The organism is Binatus sp. (SeqCode), from assembly GCF_035272065.1.
In the GTDB taxonomy this organism is placed as follows: Bacteria; Desulfobacterota; Binatia; order Binatales; family Binataceae; genus Binatus.
In genome coordinates, this window is record NZ_DATEQZ010000050.1 from 1 (window position 1) to 21,145 (window position 21,145).

22 protein-coding genes and 1 pseudogene are annotated in these 21,145 nt (G+C 60.3%); 8 read left to right on the top strand and 15 right to left on the bottom strand.

From position 1 onward, the window contains the following. The 9 genes and pseudogenes from VJX68_RS19120 to VJX68_RS08795 form a co-directional block, all read right to left on the bottom strand. On the bottom strand, positions 1–133 hold a 133-nt coding region (locus VJX68_RS19120; RefSeq protein WP_349255901.1), incomplete at its 3' end, for an ATP-binding cassette domain-containing protein. Then, a pseudogene (cysW, locus tag VJX68_RS08760) lies at positions 130–1,015 on the bottom strand (sulfate ABC transporter permease subunit CysW). The gene VJX68_RS19120 and the pseudogene cysW, both read right to left, overlap by 4 nt. 8 nt (positions 1,016–1,023) lie before the next feature. Continuing rightward, the gene (gene cysT / locus VJX68_RS08765; protein ID WP_324095299.1) at positions 1,024–1,857 is read right to left on the bottom strand and encodes a sulfate ABC transporter permease subunit CysT; all 834 of its coding nucleotides are present in this window, start codon (positions 1,855–1,857) and stop codon (positions 1,024–1,026) included. 21 nt (positions 1,858–1,878) lie between these two features. Continuing rightward, positions 1,879–2,910 (bottom strand): sulfate ABC transporter substrate-binding protein, encoded by a 1,032-nt coding sequence (locus tag VJX68_RS08770; protein WP_414643468.1) that lies wholly within the window; start codon positions 2,908–2,910, stop codon positions 1,879–1,881. 17 nt (positions 2,911–2,927) lie between these two features. After that, positions 2,928–4,385, bottom strand: a complete 1,458-nt coding sequence (locus tag VJX68_RS08775) for an OprO/OprP family phosphate-selective porin (RefSeq protein ID WP_324095301.1) — start codon at positions 4,383–4,385, stop codon at positions 2,928–2,930. Positions 4,386–4,509: 124 nt separating this feature from the next. Further along, positions 4,510–4,707, bottom strand: coding sequence for a YezD family protein (locus VJX68_RS08780; protein ID WP_324095302.1), 198 nt, complete (start codon positions 4,705–4,707; stop codon positions 4,510–4,512). 51 nt (positions 4,708–4,758) lie between these two features. Then, on the bottom strand, positions 4,759–5,217 hold the full coding sequence (locus tag VJX68_RS08785) for an RrF2 family transcriptional regulator (RefSeq protein ID WP_324095303.1): 459 nt from the start codon (positions 5,215–5,217) through the stop codon (positions 4,759–4,761). A 136-nt stretch (positions 5,218–5,353) separates the two neighbouring features. Beyond that, positions 5,354–6,196, bottom strand: a complete 843-nt coding sequence (locus tag VJX68_RS08790; protein ID WP_324095304.1) for an LLM class F420-dependent oxidoreductase — start codon at positions 6,194–6,196, stop codon at positions 5,354–5,356. Positions 6,197–6,547: 351 nt separating this feature from the next. Continuing rightward, a complete protein-coding gene (locus tag VJX68_RS08795; protein WP_324095305.1) occupies positions 6,548–8,224 on the bottom strand; it encodes an N-acyl-D-amino-acid deacylase family protein in 1,677 nt (558 codons plus the stop codon). A gap of 348 nt (positions 8,225–8,572) precedes the next feature. On the opposite strand from VJX68_RS08795, the gene VJX68_RS08800 reads away from it, so the two are divergent. The 3 genes from VJX68_RS08800 (at position 8,573) to VJX68_RS08810 (ending at position 10,813) form a co-directional block, all read left to right on the top strand. Further along, positions 8,573–8,767, top strand: a complete 195-nt coding sequence (locus tag VJX68_RS08800; RefSeq protein WP_324095306.1) for a ferredoxin — start codon at positions 8,573–8,575, stop codon at positions 8,765–8,767. A 74-nt stretch (positions 8,768–8,841) separates the two neighbouring features. Continuing rightward, positions 8,842–10,101 carry a cytochrome P450 gene (locus VJX68_RS08805; protein WP_324095307.1) on the top strand — a complete coding sequence of 420 codons (1,260 nt, stop codon included), beginning with the start codon at positions 8,842–8,844 and terminating at the stop codon, positions 10,099–10,101. 13 nt (positions 10,102–10,114) lie between these two features. After that, positions 10,115–10,813 carry a pirin family protein gene (locus tag VJX68_RS08810; protein ID WP_324095308.1) on the top strand — a complete coding sequence of 233 codons (699 nt, stop codon included), beginning with the start codon at positions 10,115–10,117 and terminating at the stop codon, positions 10,811–10,813. Between the two features lie 84 nt (positions 10,814–10,897). On the opposite strand, the gene VJX68_RS08815 is transcribed toward VJX68_RS08810, so the two are convergent. Further along, on the bottom strand, positions 10,898–11,578 hold the full coding sequence (locus VJX68_RS08815) for an HAD family hydrolase (RefSeq protein ID WP_324095309.1): 681 nt from the start codon (positions 11,576–11,578) through the stop codon (positions 10,898–10,900). Between the two features lie 36 nt (positions 11,579–11,614). Further along, positions 11,615–12,688 (bottom strand): Gfo/Idh/MocA family protein, encoded by a 1,074-nt coding sequence (locus VJX68_RS08820; RefSeq protein WP_324095310.1) that lies wholly within the window; start codon positions 12,686–12,688, stop codon positions 11,615–11,617. A gap of 55 nt (positions 12,689–12,743) precedes the next feature. Here VJX68_RS08820 and VJX68_RS08825 point away from each other — a divergent pair, with 55 nt between their 5' ends. After that, on the top strand, positions 12,744–14,045 hold the full coding sequence (locus VJX68_RS08825) for an enolase C-terminal domain-like protein (RefSeq protein ID WP_324095311.1): 1,302 nt from the start codon (positions 12,744–12,746) through the stop codon (positions 14,043–14,045). A gap of 10 nt (positions 14,046–14,055) precedes the next feature. Here the strand turns inward: VJX68_RS08825 and VJX68_RS08830 are convergent, their stop codons facing one another. From VJX68_RS08830 to VJX68_RS08840, 3 genes are read right to left on the bottom strand one after another with little or no spacing between them, the layout of a single operon-like run. Next, on the bottom strand, positions 14,056–14,388 hold the full coding sequence (locus tag VJX68_RS08830; RefSeq protein ID WP_324095312.1) for an L-rhamnose mutarotase: 333 nt from the start codon (positions 14,386–14,388) through the stop codon (positions 14,056–14,058). Further along, positions 14,388–15,164: an SDR family NAD(P)-dependent oxidoreductase gene (locus tag VJX68_RS08835; RefSeq protein WP_324095313.1), complete on the bottom strand. Its 777-nt coding sequence runs from the start codon at positions 15,162–15,164 to the stop codon at positions 14,388–14,390. Before VJX68_RS08835 ends, VJX68_RS08830 begins: the two co-directional genes overlap by 1 nt. Before the next feature lie 45 nt (positions 15,165–15,209). Continuing rightward, positions 15,210–15,968 (bottom strand): response regulator, encoded by a 759-nt coding sequence (locus tag VJX68_RS08840; RefSeq protein ID WP_324095314.1) that lies wholly within the window; start codon positions 15,966–15,968, stop codon positions 15,210–15,212. A gap of 376 nt (positions 15,969–16,344) precedes the next feature. On the opposite strand from VJX68_RS08840, the gene VJX68_RS08845 reads away from it, so the two are divergent. Genes VJX68_RS08845 through VJX68_RS08855 form a run of 3 tightly spaced genes read left to right on the top strand, consistent with a single transcriptional unit; the run spans position 16,345 to position 18,417 of the window. Then, positions 16,345–17,085, top strand: coding sequence for a potassium channel family protein (locus VJX68_RS08845; RefSeq protein WP_324095315.1), 741 nt, complete (start codon positions 16,345–16,347; stop codon positions 17,083–17,085). 1 nt (position 17,086) lies between these two features. After that, a complete protein-coding gene (locus tag VJX68_RS08850; protein WP_324095316.1) occupies positions 17,087–17,542 on the top strand; it encodes a MaoC family dehydratase in 456 nt (151 codons plus the stop codon). Beyond that, on the top strand, positions 17,539–18,417 hold the full coding sequence (locus tag VJX68_RS08855; protein ID WP_324095317.1) for an HpcH/HpaI aldolase/citrate lyase family protein: 879 nt from the start codon (positions 17,539–17,541) through the stop codon (positions 18,415–18,417). The genes VJX68_RS08850 and VJX68_RS08855 overlap by 4 nt, the downstream gene beginning before the upstream one ends. Before the next feature lie 10 nt (positions 18,418–18,427). Here VJX68_RS08855 and pobA read toward each other — a convergent pair whose 3' ends face one another. Continuing rightward, positions 18,428–19,609, bottom strand: a complete 1,182-nt coding sequence (pobA, locus tag VJX68_RS08860; RefSeq protein ID WP_324095318.1) for a 4-hydroxybenzoate 3-monooxygenase — start codon at positions 19,607–19,609, stop codon at positions 18,428–18,430. Positions 19,610–20,506: 897 nt separating this feature from the next. Between pobA and VJX68_RS19320 the strand changes: the two genes are divergently transcribed. Continuing rightward, positions 20,507–21,019, top strand: coding sequence for an SIR2 family protein (locus tag VJX68_RS19320; RefSeq protein ID WP_414643469.1), 513 nt, complete (start codon positions 20,507–20,509; stop codon positions 21,017–21,019). Positions 21,020–21,145 lie beyond the last annotated feature (126 nt).

Genomic DNA, 21,145 nt, shown 5'->3' on the forward strand with positions numbered 1-21,145 from the left:
GCAGCGTGGTCTTGCCCGAGCCCGACAGCCCCAGCAGCGCGACCAGCTCGCCGGTTTCGATATGCAGGTTGATATTGTCAACCGCAACGAAGTCGCCGAACTTCTTGCTGATGTTTCTGAGCTCGATACTCATGCCGCAACTTTGACCACTGGTTCTTCCTGTTCCTGCTTGACCGGAACCACGCGGCGCTCCAGGTAATACTTGGCGACGAGCGTCGCGATCGCGAGCAGGGTGAGCAGCGACGAGACCGCAAACGCGGCCGCGAACTGGTAGTCATTGTACAGAATCTCGACGTACAGCGGCATCGTGTTGGTGTGCCCGCGGATATGCCCCGACACCACCGACACGGCGCCGAACTCGCCCATCGCGCGCGCGTTGCACAGCACCATCCCGTACAGCAGGCCCCACTTGACGTTGGGGAGAGTCACTCGGAAAAACATTTGCCAGCCGCCGGCGCCCAGCACAATCGCGGCCTCCTCCTCTTCGCTGCCGACGGCTTGCATGATTGGGATCAGCTCGCGCGCGGCGAGCGGAAACGTGACGAAGATTGTCGCGAGCACGATTCCCGGCTCCGCAAAGATAATCCTGATGCCGTGATTTGCGAGCCATCCGCCAAGCGGTGCGCGGACACCGAGCAGCAGCACGAACAGCATCCCCGCGATCACCGGCGAAACCGAGAACGGTATGTCGATCAGCGTCAGCAGCGTTTGCTTGCCGGGAAAATCGAAGCGCGCGATCACCCACGATGCGGCGATTCCGAAAGTGACGTTGAGCGGCACCGCGATCGCGGCGGTCATCAGCGTCAGGCGAAATCGCGGCGCGCGCCTCGGGATCGACGATCGCGGCAAAGTAAGCGCCGATCCCCTTCTGCAGCGCCTCGGCAAAAACCGCGATCACCGGGATGAAGAGAAACAGCGAGAGGAATACGAGCGCGGTTGCGATCAGCGCAATTCTGACCCACGACGGATCCGCAGTCCCGGGTCTTTTCGGTTCGGCTTGCGACTTGCTGTTCATAGAGACCGTTATGCGGCCAGGCGGCGGCTGCTCCACCTTTGCAGTACGTTGATGCCGAGCAGAATCGCGAACGATGCCAGCAGCATCACCACCGCGATCGCCGTCGCGCCGGCGTAGTCGAACTGCTCGAGCTTGCTCATGATCAGCAATGGCACCACCTCGGTATGCATCGGCATGTTGCCCGAGATGAATACCACTGAGCCGTATTCGCCCAGAGCGCGCGCGAACGCGAGTGCGAATCCAGTCAGCAGCGCGGGAATCAGCGCGGGCGCGATCACCAATATGAAGGTCTGCAAGCGGCTCGCGCCGAGCGTTGCCGCAGCCTCCTCGTATTCCTGGTCGAGATCCTCGAGCACAGGCTGGACAGTGCGAACGACGAACGGCAGGCCAACGAAGGTAAGCGCGACCACCACTCCGAGCGGCGCGTACGCGACCTTTATTCCGAGCGGTGCGAGATACCGCCCAATCCATCCGTTGCTCGCGTAAATCGCGGTGAGAGTAATTCCCGCCACCGAAGTCGGCAGCGCGAACGGCAGATCGACCATCACGTCAATCAGCGTCTTGCCGGGGAATTCGTAGCGCACCAGGCTCCACGCGACGATGAAACCGAACACCGAGTTGATCAACGCGCCCGCAATCGAGGCGCCGAAGCTCAGCTTATAGGCCGCCAGCGTGCGCGGACTCGCGACGGCAGCCCAGAACTGCGGCCAGCTGAGCGTGAAAGTCTTGAAGAAGATCGTCGAGATCGGAATCAGCACGACGATTCCGAGGTAGGCGAGGGTGAAGCCGAGTGTCAGGCCGAATCCCGGCAGCACGTTCTTGCTTTTCGTTTTCGTGGCCATCGCGCCGCTCGACGGACTCCCCTAACTTCCCGGCTGATAAATTTTGTCGAACACGCCGCCGTCGCCGAAGAACTTCGGCGACGCGTTTTTCCATCCGCCAAAATCCGAATCGATTGTGAGCAGCGGCAAGCGTGGAAATTGGGTTGCATACTTCGCGGCGACGGTCTTGTCTTGCGGACGGAAAAAATTCTGCGCGATTATTTCCTGCCCCGCCGGAGTGTACAGAAACTCCAGGTACGCCTTCGAGATCGCGGCCGTGCCGTGAAGCCGGTCGATCTTGTCCACCCACGCGACGGGAGGCTCGGCCAAGATGCTCACCGACGGATACACGACCTCGAACTTGCCGGCGCCGAATTGCTTGATTGCCATGCGCGCCTCGTTCTCCCAAGCGATCAGCACGTCGCCGATTTCGCGCTCGACAAAAGTCGTGGTTGAGCCGCGCGCGCCGGAGTCGAGCACCGGCACGTTCCTGTAGAGCGCACCAACGAATGTCGCCGCTTTGCCCTCGTCGTTGCCGTACTTCTTCAGGGCGTACCCCCACGCCGCGAGGAAATTCCATCGCGCGCCGCCTGAGGTCTTCGGATTCGGCGTGATTACCGCGACGCCCGGTTTCACCAGGTCGTCCCAGTCCTTGATCTTCTTGGGATTTCCCTTGCGCACCAGCAGCACGATGGTCGAAGTGTAGGGACAACTGTTGTCGGGCAGGCGCGACTGCCAGCTCGTCGGCAACAGGTCCGCCTTCTCGGCGATCGCATCGATATCGCCCGCGAGGCCGAGCGTCACGACGTCGGCCTCGAGGCCGTCGATGACAGCGCGGGCCTGCTTGCCCGAGCCGCCATGCGATTGGTTGATCGTCACGTCGTCGCCGGTCTTCGCCTTCCAATCCTTAGCGAACTGCGCGTTGACAGCTTCGTAGAGTTCGCGGGTCGGATCGTACGATACGTTGAGAAGTGTAATTTGGGCTGCGCGCGCGACACCCAACCCGAAAGCAACGCTTGCCGCGACAACGAGGGCGGCGAGCGCTTGTGCCAATTTCAATCTTCGACCAAACATTCCTTGCGCCGGTTTCATCAGAACGCGATTTGCAGTTGCGACTCGAAGACGCTTTCGTTCGGACGGTCTTTGGGCTCGGTGGTCGTACCGGCGCCGCCGTTGAAGTAGGTGTTCGCATAGTCCAACTGCCACTTGATATTCGCGGTCAGGTACCAGTTGACGCCCAGCGACCACTCGGTCGCAATTTTCGCCGAGAGGCTCGGATTGGCGAAACCGAGCTGGAACTCGCGGGTTTGCGTGGCGATGTTACTGATCCTGGCCGCCACTTCCCATGCGCCCCACCATCCGTTGCGCGGGTCGAAGGGATGATAAGGCTTCACCCAGCCGTAAGATGCATCTTCGCCGGTCAGCAAGTAGGAACCCTGCGCCATGTATCCGGTGTCAGTGAAAGTATCGGTGGCGTTGACGTACTTTCCGTGGACGGTGGTGTTGCGGTTCAGCGAGTGCTGGTCCTGCGCGTATTCGGCCATCAAGCCGAAACCGCGCCAGTAGTAGTGGAGCTGCGGCTCGAGACGCGCGCGCAAGCCCGACGCCGTCACGCCCGAGTTGTACGAGAACCAGGTGCTCTGGCCGTACGTCTTGTAAACCGAGGTCGTGCTGCCCCGTTCGTCGCCGTACGAGCCGGCGATTCCAAAGCCCAGCCCCTTGAGCCATTCGTTCTCGCCGAGTTCGAAGGGTGTCGTGAAGATGCGGCCGACGAAGTCCTTGCCGTCGTTGTTGTCGAGGTCTGTCGTATCTGCTGCGGTGTTATTCGGCACTCCATTCATCAGCGCGGCGTCATAGAACACGCGTCCGTCCGCGAGCTTGCCGTGCAGATCGAAGCCAGTGTCGCGGTTAGGGACCAGATTCTGGATTTCCGAGCGCTCGCTGAATTCGAGATCGCGGTCCGACTGCAGGCGCTCGAGATCGAGCGGTGCTTTGAACTTGCCGGTCCTGAGGCTCGCATAGTCCCAGTAGGTAATGTTCAGGTAGGCGTCCTGCAGCACGACCTTGCCCTGACCGAAGTCGGGCGTGATGTTGAAGTTGTAGTACTTCGCAACCGAGCCAGTCAGAATCGGGCGCACCCGGTTCAGGAAGAATGTGCTGCTGACGTCTTTGTCGCTGCCGCTGGTGAAGAAGCGGCCGTCGCCCTGGAGGATTCCGCCCAAATTGATATTGTAGTCGTGGTTCGGCGAAGCGAGAGAGAATCCCTTTTCGCTCGCCTTGACGATCGGCATCACGAGCGCGTGCTGCTGCTCGGCCTCCTGCTGAACCTCGAGTTTGCGGTCGATCACTTTCACTTTCTGGTCAAGCCCCTCCAGCGTGTCGACCCTCGACTCGAGTTTTTGAATTTCGGTCTTGAGCAGTTGGATTTCCTGGTCTCTCGGATCGGCCGCGACGCTCGACTGCGCACGCGCCGGCCCGGCGGGGAGAAACACCCCGGTAATCACCGCCGCCAGCAGAACCGGCAGGATCGGCAAAATGCATTTTCTCATCTCGGAAGCCCCTCATAGGATTGGGAACTTCCGGATGTCCGGTCGGCTCACGGTTGATAGTTGACGGCTCTGTCATGGTTCGCACGGATCCTTCCCTAGTCCGCGCTCGCTGAGGTTTCTCTCTTTAGCCGCGACTGTTCTTGTCGAAGCGAAATTTCTCTTTGCGCTCGATTTGCACGACTCGCGAGTCCTGGATCACGACCTCGACCGAGCCAAAGCGCACGCCGCTGATCGCATTGGCGATACGCTGCAGAATCTCGTCGCCGGAGTCGGGCTCGCACTGAGAGTCACGCCGGGTTGTCGGGGGTGAGTCTGCTTTCATAACTTATCCTATTAGATGACTAGACTAATTTCCAAAAAAAAGTGAAGCCTATCAGATCGCGAAACTCAAGGATTCCTTGCCGGTGACTACTGCTTCGACCTGCTTGAGCATGTCAGACAGCGAGGTCGAGTCCATTATCTTCGCGGTCGCATCGCGAACTTCCTTCATTACGATCCTGATTCCGCAACTGCGCTCGTCGCGGCATTCGCGGCATCGCATGTACGCCGTCTTGCTGACGCATGGCAGTGGTGCGATTGGCCCGTCCAGCACGCGTATTATGTGCCCGAGGCTGATCAGATGAGGCTCGCGTCCAAGGAAATATCCGCCGCCCTTGCCCTTCTTGCTCTGCAGGAGTCCTTGGTTTTTGAGCTCGAGCAGGATCAGTTCGAGGAACTTGCGCGGGATACCCTCGCGCTGTGCCATATCGGATATCAGCACCGGGCCCTGGCCGTACTCCTTGGCCAACACCATCATCGCCTTGAGGGCGTATTTCGACTTCTTCGAGAGCATTTTATCGAAGTTTACTCGATAGGGTGGCTAGACTAAAGATCGCGACCAAATCAGTCAAGGGCTTCGGATAGGAAAAGTAAGAGAGATAGGAAATGGATCCTAACCTCTCCTCGGACAATGAGAGGTTAGGATTGACTCACCGCGACTTGGCTTTCAGCTCGGCGTACTTGTCGAGTAGAGGCAGCACCGCCTCGCGGGTCGCGGACGGCAGCGCGAAGATCAGGCGGTCGAGGCCGAGATCGAGGAACTTCTTGATGTGCTCCTCGTTCGGACCGACACCGAACATAGAGACCGGAAGTTTGCCGCGACCGGCTCTCTTGCCTGCATCGGCGAGCGACTTCAGGCCGGCGGCGAGATCGTAGCGCGGAAAATTTATCGGCATCCATCCGTCGCAATACTCCGCGACACGATCGAACGTCCTGGGCGATTGTGAGCCGAGCAGAATCGGCGGCCCGCCTGCCTGCACCGGCTTGGGAAATGACCAGATCGGATCGAAGTTCACGAATTCGCCGTGAAACTTGGCCGCCTCTTTGGTCCAGATTTGCCGCATCGCCAGAATTTTTTCCTTGACGATTTTCCAGCGCCGCTTGAATATCGCGCCGTGATTAGCCATCTCCTCGACGTTCCATCCCGCGCCGATGCCGAAAATCACGCGCCCGCCGGAAATCATGTCGAGCGACGCGACTTCCTTGGCGAGCGTTATCGGATCGCGTTCTATCACCAGGCATACTCCCGTGCCGAGTTTGAGTTTTTTTGTTGCCGCAGCGGCTGCGCCGAGCGCGACAAACGGATCGTGCGTATGCCAGTACTCCTTCGGCAATTCGGCGCCGCCGGGCCACGGCGTCTTGCGCGACGCTGGAATGTGCGTGTGCTCGGGAAAGAACAGCGACTCGAAGCCGCGCTCTTCAGCCGCGAGCGCAAGCTCGATCGGCTGGATAGCGTAGTCGGTCGGGAACATCGAGACTCCGAATTCGGCCATGGCGATTCCTCCTGGAATTAAGCGGGCACCGGCAACGTGTCGTCGCCGGTGCGCCGCACAATTTTCATAGCACAACTGATCGGCGAAGCGTTTGCGCGCTAGTTCTGATTTGTCGACGGACTCACGACGCGGAGCTTTGCGGTCGAGGCGGGCATTCGATCGCCTTTCATCGCTTCGGATCCGGGGTCCCTCGGCTTCGCTCGGGATGAACAGAAAAAAGAAAAGGACAGAAAAGGGTGACCAGGCTGGCCGCCGTGATGGGGTCGCAGAACCCTCACCTGCCGGCCGCGCTGCGGCCGGGCCCCTCTCCCGTAAAAATAACGGGCGAGGTAAGACTCGGATCGTATCCTCTTACTGCGCGCCTGACCTCAACACTTGGCCGGGCAGGTAGCCCGAATGATGGCCGTGCTCATAGAGCACGTCGCCGTTAACGATCGTGTACTCGACGCCCTCAGCCGGCATCACGAGGCGGCGGCCGCCGCCGGGCAAATCGTTTTGCATGCGGGCGCGCTTGGCCGAGCCGATTTTGCGCTCGTCGAATATCGCGACGTCGGCGGGCAGCCCGACCTTGAGCCGGCCGCGGTCCTTGATTCCGAAGAAGTCCGCCGGCTCCGACGTGATTCGCTTGATCGCATGCTCCAGCGTCAGCGCCTGCCGCTCGCGTACCCACGTGCCGAGCAGGTACGTGCAATAGCCCGCGTCGCACAGCATGTTCACGTGCGCGCCGCCGTCGGACAGCCCGATCATCGTGCGCGGGTCGGCAATCAGCCGCTGAATTCCTTCCTCGTGATACTGCTGCATCGTGTACTGGATATTCAGATCGTCCTCGAGGGCGAGGTCGAAGAAAGTATCGAGCGGATCCTCGTGGCGCTGCTCGGCGATTTCGCCAACGGTCTTGCGCTCGTATTGTTTCAACGTGGGACTCGCGACCTCGAGCACTTCGACCCGATTCCATTTACCCTGAAACAGATGCGGCCGCTTGAGCTCCTCGCGAAACGCGCCGCGAAATTCTGAATTACGGTAGAACTCCTTCTGCCGCTCGAGCGGCTGATTGAACACCGGCCCCCACAGCTCCATGTCGGCGAACGAAAACGGGTTGCGCAAATCCATCTGCACCACGAACGGCTTGCAGAGCACTTGCGGCACGCCGCCGCGCTTGATCAGCGGCTCGAGCCGCCGGAGCGTATCGGCGCTGGCCTCGGGCCGGTCGGGACGGCTGGCCATCGCGAGCCAGGTGACCGGGCGCATGCTCTCATCGAGCAGAAATTCGAGCAGTCCCTGTTCGTCCTCCGACATCCGGCCCGCGCGCCGCGTGAGCGCCACTTCGATCGCGCCGCGCCCCGCGTCACGCAGCACGTTGGCGTACGCTTTCAGCTCATCACTCGACGCCAGCCGGCACGCCAGCGGACGCCCCTGGTAGCCGATATGCTGCGGCAACGTCGTTGTGGAAAATCCGAACGCGCCCGCGTCGATCGCCTCGCGCAGCAGTGACGCGACCCGCGCCGTCTCATCGGGCGTGGCCTCGCGCTCCATCGACTCTTCCCCCAGCACGTAGTGCCGGAACGGAGTCAGCGGAGCGAGGAACGCGAGATTGATTCCTGCGCCGCGCCGCTGCGCCGCCGCGAGGAATTCCGGAAAGCTCTCCCATTCCCAGGTGATCCCCTTCGATAACGCCTCGAACGGAATCGCCTCGACATTGACCAAGTCCCACGCCGCCACTTCGCGCGCCGCGGGCTTGCACGGCGCAATACCCACTCCGCAATTTCCCATCACGACGGTCGTAACGCCGTGCCACGAAGTGCAACTGACTAGTGGATCCCAACAGATCTGTGCATCATAGTGCGTATGCGGATCGACGAAGCCGGGCGCGACGATCAGGTCCGACGCATCGATCGTTTCCGCGGCGCCGTCGGTGACTTTCCCGATCTCCGCGACCTTGCCGTCCTTGACCGCGACGTCGGCGCGCCGACGAAACGCGCCGGTGCCGTCGACAACCGTGCCGTTCTTGATAATCAGATCATAAGCCATTCCACATCCTCCCCGGATGCGATTTGAGGCAATCCGACTCAGCACTCGGTATCGCAGGAAAGACCGCCGCTGCGCAAGTATTGCCGTTAAGACGTGTGTTCCCTACAGCACAACGACGGCGCTAATTCTGTCTTCTGCTATCTGCGGGTCATACGGACTCGACAAAATGATGCTTCGAGCCGATGAGCGCTCGCGCAATTTCTTTTCTACAGAATTCCTCGCGAACGAGGTCGGAGCAGTCCGCACCGTCTGTTTAATTTTCGCGATGCACGCGCTCCTAGTCGCAAACACTATCCTCTTATATGATCCCATCGTCGGCCGTATCAGCGGGGCAAGGAGATTAGTCATATGAAGGTCGTTGTCGATCTGAAGCTGTGCGAGGGAAATATGAAGTGTCAGGAGGCAGCACCGGAAGTTTTCGAGGTGCGCGATGACGACAAGAGCCACCTGTTGCTCGAAAACCCACCCGAGCGGATGCGCGACAAGCTCAAGCTCGCGGCGCGGCTGTGCCCCCGCCAGGCAATCACGGTCAGCGACGACTAGATGACTCATCGCGTGCGACAAGTCAGAATGCGGAGTCGAGACGGAAAATCCCGGCATCGCGGAGATACTCGCCAATGGAAACTGAAGAGGGCCTCTCACTGGAAACGTTGAACATCATCGGACCCGACCATTACGCGAAAAACGGCTACCCACATCGCGAATGGACTTACCTGCGCAAGCACAAACCGGTTTTCTGGTGCGAGTATCCAAAGACCGATCCATTCTGGGCGATTACCAAGCACGCCGACATCATTCAGATCTCCAAGCAGCCGCGCCTGTTCCTCAACGGCCCGCGCCTGCTGGTGTTCGTCAACGAGGAGGGCTTCGAGGAGAGTCCGACGCCGCCGTTCCGTCATCTGCTCGACATGGACCCGCCCGATCACGGCGAATATCGCGTCGTCGTCAGCCGCCATTTCACGCCGCGCGGCGTGAGGCCGCTCGGGCCTGAAATCGAAAACATCACACGCGGCGTGCTCGACGACGTGACCGGGCGCGACGTCTGCGACTTCGTCACCGACGTATCGTCCAAGATTCCGCTCGCGGTCATCGCCGAGTTGTTAGGGGTTCCGCACAAGGATTGGGAGCAGCTCTTCCGATGGACTAACGAGACGATTGGCGGCGGCGACCCCGAATTCCAGGCGGGAACGAGCGCGCAGGAGACGATGGATCGCTCGCGGCTCGGCCTGTTCCAGTATTTCAGCGACATGGTGGCGTCGCGCATGAAGCATCCGACCAACGACATTACGAGTATCGTCGCCAACGGCAAGGTCAACGGCCAACCGATCCCGCAGTTCGAGATGCTGTCGTACTATTTCCTGCTGGTGGTGGCCGGCAATGAGACGACGCGCAACGCGACCACGGGCGGTTTGCAGGCTTTCATCGACAATCCGGGCGAGTGGCAAAAGCTCAAGCGTAATCCCGCGCTGATCGACTCGGCGGTCGAGGAAATCGTGCGATGGACGACGCCGGTCATCCAGTTCGCGCGCACTGCAACCGAAGATACCGTCGTTCGCGGTCAGAAGATCAAAGCCGGCGAATCGGTCTGCCTGTTCTATCCGTCGGCGAACCGCGATGAAGAAGTTTTCAAGGACCCTTTCAAGTTCGACATCAGCCGCAATCCGAATCCGCATATTGCATTCGGCATCGGCGAGCATTTCTGCCTCGGCGCGAACCTCGCGCGGCTCGAACTGAAAATAATTTTCAGGGAGCTGGCCAAGCGTCTCGATTACGTCGAGCCGGCGGGTCCCCTCGAGCGGCTGCGCTCGAGCTTCGTCGGCGGCATCAAGCACATGCCGATCCGTCTTAAGATGAAACCCGCCGCCAAGGCGGCCTGAGGGAGCGTCTCCAATGATTACTCCGCGCAAGTCGGCGGACCGCGGACGTACGAAAATCGACTGGCTCGACAGCCGCCACACTTTCTCGTTCGGCGATTACTACGATCCCGCCCAGATGGGATTTCGCACGCTGCGCGTCATCAACGAGGATCGCGTACGTCCCGGCGCGGGGTTTCCCACCCACGGGCATCGCGACATGGAGATCATCACCTACATTCTGGAAGGTGCGCTCGTGCACAAAGACAGCCTCGGCACCGGCTCGATCATCCGTCCGGGCGAAGCGCAGCGGATGAGCGCCGGTGCAGGAATCACGCACAGCGAATTCAATCATTCGAAAACCGAGCCGGTACATTTTCTGCAAATCTGGATCACGCCTTCCACGCGCGGCATCGCGCCGGGCTACGAGCAGAAAACCATCGACGACGCCAAAGCGCACGGCGGCTTCGCGCCGGTAGGCTCTCCCAATGGCGGCGATCGGTCAGTAAGGATTCATCAGGACGCCGCGCTGTCGGTCGCAAAGCTGGAGCGCGGTCAGACTGTCGCGACAAATCTGAAGAAGGGCCGCCATGGATTTGTGCAAGTCGCGCGCGGTGCGGTCACAGTTAACGGCACCGCACTCGCAGAGGGCGACGGCGCCACAATCAGCGACGAAGAGAAGGTGACGATGGTCGCGAACTCGCCCGCCGAAGTCCTGTTCTTCGATCTAGCCTGATCCCTCGCCCGTTTATTTCACGGGAGAGGTTAGGTGAGGGTTCTGCGATTCAATCAACAACTAAGGTAAGGCTGCCTCCCGACATCACCCCTTCGTCGCCGCGCGCAACCGCCTCAGATCGTAGTCGCGCAGCTGCTCGATCCTATCCACCGTGACATCGGGCGCCATGTACTTGGCAATTTCCGTCGCGTCAGCCGCGTAATGCCCCTGACGCGGAAACACCGTCGTCACATTCGCGCCCCACGTCTTCTTCACCGCGTCGAGAATCCGCACCTTGTCGTCGATCAGCACGTAATGGTCCGCGGGATAGCGCTTCTTCACGTCGTCGAGTTCCTGTTCCTTGTGGATATAGATCATCACTTTTTCATCGACGGCCTCACGCAATCCCGAGCGCTCTATTTTGAGCGGCTGAAAAATCATATCGCCATCCGACAGAATCGCCGTCTCGCCGTATTGCTTGTATTGCTCGATGACGTCGAGCGAGCAGGGGAACAGCCGGTTCGCGAAATGGTAGTTCATCAGGAAGTAGGACACTGCGATAATTCCGAAGTCGCGCGGATGATTGACACGGTAGCGTTGCAGCGCGCCGAGGTAGTCCGCGTAGCCGAGCTCGGTGCGCAACTGCTCGAAATATTCCCAATAACGCGTCTGCTGATCGTTGCCGATGTCGCGCTCGAGATTGCTTTTCATATCGGCAACGATGTGATCGTTGTCGATCAGCGTGTTATCGACGTCAAACAAAAAAACAACATGTTCCGCGGCCATCGGTGTGAAACTCCTCCGCCGACAATGATTGCGATTTTAACGCACAGAGGGAATCGGGGTGGCGCCGCGCGCGCTCGACTCGTAGCACGCCTCGACCACCGCCATCGTGCGGAGCGCGTCTTCGACGCCCGAAATCAGCTTCGAATCCTCGCCGGCGATGAATCGCTGCAGATTCGACATCGGTCCCTCGAACGCCTCGAGAAACCACGAACCGCGCAGCGCGATATCGCTCCAACCCTTCGAATCTTCAGTGGCGATCTCGAGCGTGTCGGGCTCGCCCGCGGGATAGTTAAGATTCACGCCCATCTTTGCGATCGCGGCGCCGCGCGTGCCTTCGAGCTTGAACTGCGACATCCCGTATCGTCCGCCGAATGTATGCGCGTGATTCATCGTCAGGCTGCATCGAATCGTATCGCCGTAGTCGAGCACGATGCTGGTGCGGGTGTCCGAGTAATCGGGCATCGCGGGATGCCGCACGCCCTTGCAATAGACGCCGCGCGGCTCGCCAATAAGCGACCGAATCAGATCGAGGTAGTGAATCGAATGCATCTGCACTTCGAGGCGCGGCACGCCTTTGAGGAACGCCCAGTAGTTCCACGGCGTGTGAAGATTGATCCGCACTTCGACGTCGAGCACGTCGCCGAAAACCCCGCGCTCGAGCGCGTCCTTAACCGCCAGCATATTGGGCGCGAAGCGGAGCTGAAAATTTACCGCGGCATGGAGCTTTCGCTCGCGGCAAATCACAACTATACGGCGAGCGTCGGCTAGGTCGCGGCCCATCGGCTTTTGAATCAGAACCGCGGCGCCGGACGGCAGCCGTTCGAGCACGCCAGCGATATTTTCCGGCGGTATCGCAACGTCGAAGACTGCATCGCGGGTCCACGCGGCTTCATCAATCGACTCGAACACGCGCGGAATCGCAAACGCCGCAGCGCGTTCGGCACTCGCCTTCCCGTTCACGTCGAAAATGCCGGCGACCGGAAAGCCGAGACGTTTGTACACCGGCAGATGAGCGTCGCGAACGATACTGCCCGCGCCGATCACGACGATCGATTTCGGCGCCGACGGACGCGGCCATGACTGCCGCAGATCGCGAATGGAGGCTGGCAATTGAGTCGTCATCGCCGGTCGCGCGATGCTACCATGCCGCGCAGAGGAAGCGATCATGGCGCGCACAATCTCCGGCCTCTCGGTTCGCGACATCCGAACTCCAACGTCCAGAACGCTAGCGGGCTCCGACGCAGTTCACACCGACCCGGACTATTCCGCCACCTATGTAGTCCTGAGCACCGACGCGCGCGACGGCATCGAAGGCCACGGCATGACATTCACGCTCGGCCGCGGCAACGAAGTCGTAGTCGCAGCCGTTCGCGCGCTGCAGCATCTCGTCGTCGGCTCGAAGTACGAAGACATAGTCGCCAACCTGGGCGCCTTCTGGCAGCGGCTCACGTTCGAGAGCCAGCTCAGATGGATCGGTCCGGAGAAAGGCGCAATCCATCTCGCGACTGCGGCAATCGTAAATGCGGTCTGGGATTTGTACGCCAAAATCGAGCGCAAGCCTGTGTGGAAACTCGTCGCCGACATGACGCCCGAGCAGTTCGTCTCGTGCATCGACTTCCGCTACCTCACCGACGCTCTCACCCGCGACGACGCGCTCGAAATCCTGCGCGCGAAATTCGCGACGCGCGGCGAGCGCGAAGCGCAGATGCGCAAGGACGGCTACCCCGCCTACATCACGTCCGCCGGATGGATGGGCTATCCAGACGACAAAGTTCGCCGGCTGTGCCGCGAGGCGCTCGCCGCGGGATGGACTAGGTTCAAGATAAAAGTCGGGCGCGACTCTGCCGCCAACGTTCATCGCGCGGCGCTTGTGCGCGAAGAAATCGGACGGCGTGCCGTCATGATGATGGACGCGAACCAGGCGTGGGACGTCGGCGAGGCGATCGAGTTCATGCGGCCGCTCGCGCGCTTCAATCCGTTGTGGATCGAAGAGCCCACCAGCCCCGACGACATCCTCGGTCACGCGACGATTCGCCGCGCGATTGCGCCGATCGGCGTGGCGACCGGAGAGCATGCGGCCAATCGCGTGATGTTCAAACAGTTGATGCAGGCCGGCGCGATCGACTTCTGCCAGTTCGACAATTGCCGCCTCGGCGGACTCAGCGAGGCGCTCGCCGTGCTGCTGCTCGCCACGAAGTTCGGCGTGCCGGTTTGTCCGCACGCGGGGGGAATCGGGCTCTGCGAATACGGCCAGCACGTTTCGCTGATCGACTACATCTGTGTGAGTGGCAGCCTTGACAAGCGGACGATCGAATTCGCCGATCACCTGCACGAGCACTTCAAGGATCCGGTAGTCTTGCGCGGCGACCGCTACACGGCGCCAACCGCGGCGGGCTTCAGCATCGAGATGCTCCCCGCGTCGCTAGCTGCGTTCGAGTTCCCCGGCGGCTCGGAATGGAAAAAGTAATGGACGCTGCTCAGAGCGAGAAGACCAGCTTCATCTCCGCCCACCATTCGCCCGGCCGTGCGTCCGGCACCGGCTCCTGCATCGATGCCATCAGCTCCTGCCATTCGCGATTGCGCGGATTGCTCGCCTCGTAGCGCGGGAAGTCGCGATCGGGATCGAATGCGTCCGTCGTCTCCATGAACATGAAGAGCTGGCGGCCGAGCTTGAAGATCAACATCCGCTGGATGCCGATAGACTCGAGCCCGCGCTCGACCTCCGGCCAGATCGCGCGATGGTGCTCGAGGTAGCGCTCGATGGTCTGCGGGTCGTCCTTCAGGTTGATCGTGCGGCCGTACTGTTTCATCAGAATGCGAGCACGCCGCCGTCGATTGGATACGACTGCCCGGTGATGAACGACGCCTCGTCCGAACACAGGTAGAGCGCGAGCGCGGCAACTTCCTCGGGCGTGCCCATTCTGCCGAGGGGCTGATACTCCGAGAGTTGCTTGAACATCTCGGCCTCACGTCCCGGATAAGTGGCGTGCAAGTACCCGTCAACGAACGGTGTGTGAACGCGCGCAGGGCAGATACAGTTGCATCGGATGCCGCGCTTCACGTAATCAACCGCGATCGATCGAGTCATCGTCAACACCGCGCCCTTGCTCATCGAATAGGCGAAGCGGTCGGTGAGTCCGATCAGCGACGCAATTGACGCGAGGTTGAGGATCACGCCGCCCCCGCTCGCGAGCATCCGGCGGACGGCGGCGCGCGAACAGAGAAATATCCCCTTCACGTTGACCGCGTAGATTCGGTCGAGGTCCTCCTCCGAAGTGTTCTCGACTGTGCCTATGTGCGCGATGCCGGCGTTGTTCACCAGTATGTCGATGTGCGGCGCATTGCGGTCGGAATCGATACGCGCGAAGGCGGCTTCCACCGAGTCAGCAAGGGCGACGTCGCATTCGATTGCCGATGCCGTACAGCCGGCGGCGCGAATCTTCTCGGCGGCAGCGCCAACTGCCTTTAGATCGCGATCGAGCGCGAAAACGTGCGCACCGTTTTGCGCAAACGTCGAGGCGATCGCCAGGCCGATCCCCGAACCGGCGCCGGTGACGATCGCCGTCTTTCCGTCGAGTCGAAACACGCCAGAACAGTAAAACAGGCGAGCGCTACATGACAACCAGTCCGGTCATCTCTCGTCCGCCTCATGCAGAGTCCGGTTGATCCGAGCCATCAGCTCGCCCCAGTTGAAGGGCTTGGTGATGTAGTCGTCGGCGCCCAGCGCGAAGCCCTTGACCACTTCAGCTTCGTCATGATGCGCGCTGACGAGGATTACCCGCGTATCCCTGGTGGCAGAATCGCTGCGCAGAGCGGTCAGCGCTTCGAAGCCATTCATGTGCGGCATCGACACATCCAGCAGCACGAGGTCGGGCTTATTCTTGCGGGCAAGATCGAATGCCTGCACACCGTCGCGCGCGACTTCACACTCGAAATTGAAGTGCTTCAGGATCGTGGACATCATAACAATCGTCGTCGCATCGTCGTCGGCGACGACAATCCGTCGGGCGCCGTTTCGAATTGGCGATTGAGTCGCAACCTCCGCCGCCTCGACGAATCTGAGGACTCGGTACGCCCTAAGCAAGAGTTCCTCGGGCTGCCATGGGCGCAAAATGAAATCGCGGTTGAGGTCGGCAACGACCGCGAACTGCGCCACTAGTTCGTCAAGCGTGCCGACGATGACCGCCGGCTTGCGGCTGCGCGCGATCATTTCAATCGGGGCCGGCTGCTCGCCAACAGCGGCGGCCGACGCGTTGATGAAGCAAGCGTCGAAGCGAGAAAAAGAGTTGAGCCCGGGAATACTCGGCACCGCGCCGACCACGTGGCCGATTCCACGGACGGTTCCCAGCGCCGCGATGATCGAGTCCTCCTCGAGCGTGTCGAATCCCATCAAGGCGAATCTCCTGCCCGCTAAAGACTGTTGAATGATCTGGTCCATTCCGGACGCGCTCCTCCTTGCCGTGAACACTTGCCAGACGAGGGCCGATCTGGCGGCTTGTCACCCATTCCTGCCAGGCGCGATTGAGCCACCGGCAATACGCAACGTCCGTGCCTTGGGGCGATGACAAGCAAAGCCTCAAATTGAGCGCAACCGTCGCCCAGACTGCGTCGCAGAGCTTGCCGTAGCAGAGGGGATTTCAAAGGGCTGCTCGAATTGGGAACAACGATGTCGCCCTTTGGCACATGTGTCGGGAATCGCTTTCGCTGCTCGCGGGCGGAATGCTCGCCTTGACACTGCTGGTGCCGTTGCGCGAAACGGATGCATCATGGGTGACAGAACCGGCGTGCTCAGCCCCGCGGCGCTATGGCGGCGACTGGGTTTGGCGCATCACAATTGGCCGGGTAGATTTACCTTCCTGCTCGCGACGATTCTGCTGCTGCTCGTCACCCAGCCGATGTTCGTGGGCCATGCATTCGCGCAGAATATTGCGACCGCGACGATATCGTTGGTGCTGCTGGCCGCGCTTTACGCATTTCGCGCGACCAGGATCTATTTCGTTATTGCGTCAGTTCTGCTCGTTCCTTCGATCGGATGCCGGCTGGCGCTGTTATTCACGTCGAATCCAACGGTCGAGGTCGTCAGTGCGATCTCTTCGGGTCTCTTCCTGGCCGTGACGGTCATCGCACTGGTTTCCAGGCTGTTCATCGTAAGGAGCGTTACGCTCGACACCATCAGCGCCGCGATTTGCGCCTACCTGCTGACGGGCGTTACGTTTGCGTACGCCTTCGCAGTTGTCGAACTGCAACATCCGGGTTCGTTCAGCGCCGCGCTGTTTCAAAGGCCGGCGGGCAGGGTCGCGCCGCTAATAGCGTCGCTTCACAGCTTCGTCTACTACAGCTTTGTGTGCTTGACGACGACCGGGTTCGGCGATATCGCGCCGATCTCGGAGGGCGCACGCAGCCTGTCGGTGATGGAGTCGGTATTTGGCCAGCTGTATGTGGCTATTCTGATCGCGCGTCTGGTAAGTCTCGAAGTCGCTCAATCGATGACGCAGGAGCGGGAGTAAGATGTCCGGACTATATTTTGAGGAATTCGAACTCGGCCAGGTGTTCAAGCACACGATCACGCGGACGATCACGGAAACCGACAACCTGATTTTCTGCGCGCTGACCCATAATCCCCAGCCGCTTCATCTCGACGCGGAATTCGCTAGCCGCACCGAGTTCGGCCAGCGCATCGTAAACAGCATCTTCACGCTCGGGCTGATGATTGGAGTGTCGGTGGGCGACACTACGCTCGGCACTACGATCGCGAACCTGGGCATGGCCGATACGCGCTTCGCGCATCCCGTTTTCATTGGCGACACGCTGCGCGCCGAGACCACGGTTGCCGAGAAACGCGAGAGCCGCTCGCGACCCGACGCCGGAATCGTCGTGTTCGATCATCGATGTTTCAATCAGCGCGCCGAAGAAGTGGCCTACTGCAAGCGGTCGGCCCTGATGCGCAAGCGGCCCGCATCATGATCCTCCGCTCGCTCCTGTTCGTCCCGGGCGACAGCGAACGCAAGCTCGCCAAGTCCGAATCCTCGCGCGCCGACGCACTCGTGCTCGACCTCGAAGACGCGGTTGCGGCGGACCGCACCGAGCTCGCGCGCGCGATGGTGCTCGAGTACTTACGCGCGCACCGCGATCGCTCGAAGACTCAGCTTTGGGTGCGAATCAATCCGCTCTCGACGCCGAAGGCGACGGCAGACCTGGCCGCGATCGTCGCCGGCGCACCCGACGGAATAATGCTGCCGAAAGTTTTCTCGGCCAACGACGTCGTGATGCTGGATCACTTCCTGTCCGCTCTGGAAGCCCGCGACGGCGTGGCGCAAGGATCGATCGCGGTCATTCCGGTGGCGACAGAGACGCCGGCCGCGATGTTTGCGCTGGGCGGATTCGCGGGATGCAGTCCGCGGCTATCCGGGATGACATGGGGCGCTGAAGATCTAGCGGCTGCCGTCGGAGCGAGCACCAACCGCGGCGCGGACGGCAATATCGATTTCACCTACCAGCTTGCCCGCTCGCTATGCCTGTTGGCGGCAGTTGCAGCCGATGTCCAGCCGATCGACACGGTGTCGGTAAACTTCAAAGATGCGGAAGCACTAAAGAAAGAGTCGGAGACCGCGCGTCGCGCGGGCTTCACCGGCAAGATTGCGATTCATCCCGATCAAGTTGACGTAATCAACGCCGCGTTCACCCCGTCGCCCGAGGATGTTGCCTATGCGAATCGAGTAATCGACGCGTTCGCATCTGGAGCAGGCACCGTCGCGCTCGACGGTAAAATGCTCGACATGCCGCACCTGAAGCAGGCGCGCCGAACGCTCGCTCTCGCCGCATCGCTGCGCTCGCGGTAGCAGTGTCGGATCATTCCATCGGCAGGCCGACGTAATTTTCTGCGAGGGTCTGCGATGCGGCGCGCGAGCTGGTTACGTAGTCGAGCTCGGCGAGCTGGCGGCGGCGGTCGAAGGCGTTTTCATCGCCGAACCGGTGCAGCATCGAGGTCATCCACCAGGAGAACCGCTGCACCTTCCAGACTCGCCGCAGACATATTTCCGAATACTTAGTTAGTAGTTCGCGATTACCATTGGCGTAATAGTCAGTCAGCCCGCGGGCCAGTACGCGAACGTCTGCGACTGCGAGATTGAGACCCTTGGCTCCTGTCGGCGGCACGATATGCGCTGCGTCACCGGCGAGGAAAAGCGTGCCGGACTGCATCGGCTCGACGACGAAGCTGCGCATCTCGGTGATTCCCTTCTGGATGACGGCGCCGCGATTGAGTTTCCAGCCGGTGCCGGCTGCGAATCGTCGGTCGAGCTCGTCCCAGATTTTTTCGTCGGGCCACTTGGCGAGGTCCTCGTCGGGTGCGCATTGCAGATAGAGGCGCGTGATCTCCGGCGAGCGCATGCTGTGCAGCGCGAAGCCGCGCTCATGGTAGGCGTAGATCAGTTCGTCGGACGAAGGCCGCGCTTCGGCGAGAATACCGAGCCATGCGAATGGGTATATGCGATCGTATATAGTCAGTTCGCCAGCCGGGATAGTGGGGCGGCATACTCCGTGAAAGCCGTCGCATCCCGCGATGAAATCGCACGACAACTCGTTGACGCTACCGTCGATGCGGTAGCGAATCTTCGGCGTGGGGCCATCGAAGTCGTGGATGCTGACTTCGCCGGCCTCGAAAACAATTTGACCACCGGCTGCCAGCCGCGCGGCGATCAGATCCTTGATGACTTCGTGCTGAGCGTAGATTGTGACCGTGCAGCCCCCCGTCAGCCCGCTCAGATCGATGCGATGTCCGCGGCCGCCGAAGCGCAGCTCGAGGCCGTGATGGGTCAGGCCGAGGCGTGTCAGCCGCTCGCCGACCCCGGTCTCCTTGAGCAGGTTAACCGTGCCCTGCTCGAGCAGGCCGGCGCGGACGCGCTCCTCGACGTATTGGCGGCTGCGAGCCTCGAGCACGACGGACTCGACGCCGGCAAGGTGCAGCAGATGCGACAGCATCAGCCCCGCCGGTCCCGCCCCGACAATCCCGACCTGTGTTCGGTGATTCATCTCAGTGCGCCGCCCTTTTTTTAGTCAAATGGTCTGCCGAATGGGTAGTTTTGAATGGTTGAAATGAGCCGAAGAAGCAAATTCATACCATTACTTGTGGTTTTGAGATGCCCACCACCATCGGTAGCTTCGCTCCGTCAAAATGTGATTTTGCACGAGACCCGGTCGCCCGATGGTCGAGCAGCAGTGCGGGAGGGTCGAGGGAGTGTCGACCTGATGAATGGTATCCATGTTGTATGGGTAACAGGGGAAGCGCGCCTGCGTAAGGCTGAAAAGTTCATCCCCCCTCGCGGGGAGTCTGCGGGCGATGCAGACATATCTAGTCATTGAAGGGCGGGAGCGAGAAACGGCACCGCTGAAAGAGGCGGGCGAGGTCGAACTGTCATTGCAGCAGGCTCAACTGACGAGCTGTGAATTGTGTGTGGATACACATAGAGCATCGGCTCTTGTCTCGGTCGCCCTTTGGGGGCAATCCTTTAGGGTAAGATGTGGTGAGGTGACGGGTAGTTGACTGACTTGATCTTGCCCCTAGACGCTTTTGTGCGCTTGGTGGGGATTAACAAAGGGGTGCGGCACAGTCTCTTCTTGGGTGCAGGCGCGTCGGTCACTTCGGGCATGCCATCGGCCGAGATGGCTATCTGGGAGTGGAAGAGAGACATCTTTCTTACAAACAACGTCGGTCTAGAAAATCAGTTCAGCGAACTATCGCTCCGAAGTGTCCGGTATGGAATACAACGTTGGCTTGACAAACAGGGGATTTATCCTGCCGAAGGCGCGCCCGAAGAGTACGCGACATACATAGAAGCCTGTTATCCAGTCGCCGAAAGTCGAAGACTGTAATTTCAGCAGAAGGTCCGAGATGCACACCCGCATGTCGGGTATGAACTACTGTGTCTCTTGGCCGAAGCTAATCTGATTCGGTCCGTATGGACGACTAATTTTGACGCACTCGTCGCGAGAGCGGCGGCTGGTTCTCGAGTAATACCCTTAGAAGTTGGGATTGACTGCTCGCAACGCTTAGTTCGCCCGCTGAGAACAGGCGAACTGCTTATCGTGTCGCTTCACGGCGACTACCGATACGACAGAATCAAAAACACACCCGACGAACTGAGATGCCAAGAACAAGAGCTCCAAGGGGGATTCGCTAGGGAATGTCAGGACGCGCCAATGGTTGTTTGCGGTTACAGCGGCCGTGATTCGTCGATCATGCAAACGCTCTTGTCCGCGGTGAGGAAGCAGGGTACAGGAGGTCTCTACTGGTGCGTTCAAAACGAGGCAATTCTTCGGCCTAATGTTGAAGAACTTATCTTGACTGCAAGGGAACACGGGCGGGAAGCCTACATTGTGCACACCCAGGGCTTCGACGATCTGCTAGTTCGTCTCGCCTCCCATTGCCTAGCAGGGTGTTGAGGAAAGGGTTTGATTACTCAAGTTTCATATCTCGTTAGGGACGCGGGACTGGGATTGCAGGTTCTACCCGCGACCTACTTCAGTCGCGGCACGGTGTGGAAGAGTGGTGTGGGCTGATGATTCATG

Bases quoted from the DNA above. Each gene is read 5' to 3' on its own strand.
- cysT (WP_324095299.1), bottom strand. From the start codon at position 1,857: ATGGCCACGAAAACGAAAAGCAAGAACGTGCTGCCGGGATTCGGCCTG.
- VJX68_RS08770 (WP_414643468.1), bottom strand. From the start codon at position 2,910: ATGTTTGGTCGAAGATTGAAATTGGCACAAGCGCTCGCCGCCCTCGTT.
- VJX68_RS08775 (WP_324095301.1), bottom strand. From the start codon at position 4,385: ATGAGAAAATGCATTTTGCCGATCCTGCCGGTTCTGCTGGCGGCGGTG.
- VJX68_RS08780 (WP_324095302.1), bottom strand. From the start codon at position 4,707: ATGAAAGCAGACTCACCCCCGACAACCCGGCGTGACTCTCAGTGCGAG.
- VJX68_RS08785 (WP_324095303.1), bottom strand. From the start codon at position 5,217: ATGCTCTCGAAGAAGTCGAAATACGCCCTCAAGGCGATGATGGTGTTG.
- VJX68_RS08790 (WP_324095304.1), bottom strand. From the start codon at position 6,196: ATGGCCGAATTCGGAGTCTCGATGTTCCCGACCGACTACGCTATCCAG.
- VJX68_RS08795 (WP_324095305.1), bottom strand. From the start codon at position 8,224: ATGGCTTATGATCTGATTATCAAGAACGGCACGGTTGTCGACGGCACC.
- VJX68_RS08800 (WP_324095306.1), top strand. From the start codon at position 8,573: ATGAAGGTCGTTGTCGATCTGAAGCTGTGCGAGGGAAATATGAAGTGT.
- VJX68_RS08805 (WP_324095307.1), top strand. From the start codon at position 8,842: ATGGAAACTGAAGAGGGCCTCTCACTGGAAACGTTGAACATCATCGGA.
- VJX68_RS08810 (WP_324095308.1), top strand. From the start codon at position 10,115: ATGATTACTCCGCGCAAGTCGGCGGACCGCGGACGTACGAAAATCGAC.
- VJX68_RS08815 (WP_324095309.1), bottom strand. From the start codon at position 11,578: ATGGCCGCGGAACATGTTGTTTTTTTGTTTGACGTCGATAACACGCTG.
- VJX68_RS08825 (WP_324095311.1), top strand. From the start codon at position 12,744: ATGGCGCGCACAATCTCCGGCCTCTCGGTTCGCGACATCCGAACTCCA.
- VJX68_RS08830 (WP_324095312.1), bottom strand. From the start codon at position 14,388: ATGAAACAGTACGGCCGCACGATCAACCTGAAGGACGACCCGCAGACC.
- VJX68_RS08840 (WP_324095314.1), bottom strand. From the start codon at position 15,968: ATGGGATTCGACACGCTCGAGGAGGACTCGATCATCGCGGCGCTGGGA.
- VJX68_RS08845 (WP_324095315.1), top strand. From the start codon at position 16,345: ATGGGTGACAGAACCGGCGTGCTCAGCCCCGCGGCGCTATGGCGGCGA.
- VJX68_RS08850 (WP_324095316.1), top strand. From the start codon at position 17,087: ATGTCCGGACTATATTTTGAGGAATTCGAACTCGGCCAGGTGTTCAAG.
- VJX68_RS08855 (WP_324095317.1), top strand. From the start codon at position 17,539: ATGATCCTCCGCTCGCTCCTGTTCGTCCCGGGCGACAGCGAACGCAAG.
- pobA (WP_324095318.1), bottom strand. From the start codon at position 19,609: ATGAATCACCGAACACAGGTCGGGATTGTCGGGGCGGGACCGGCGGGG.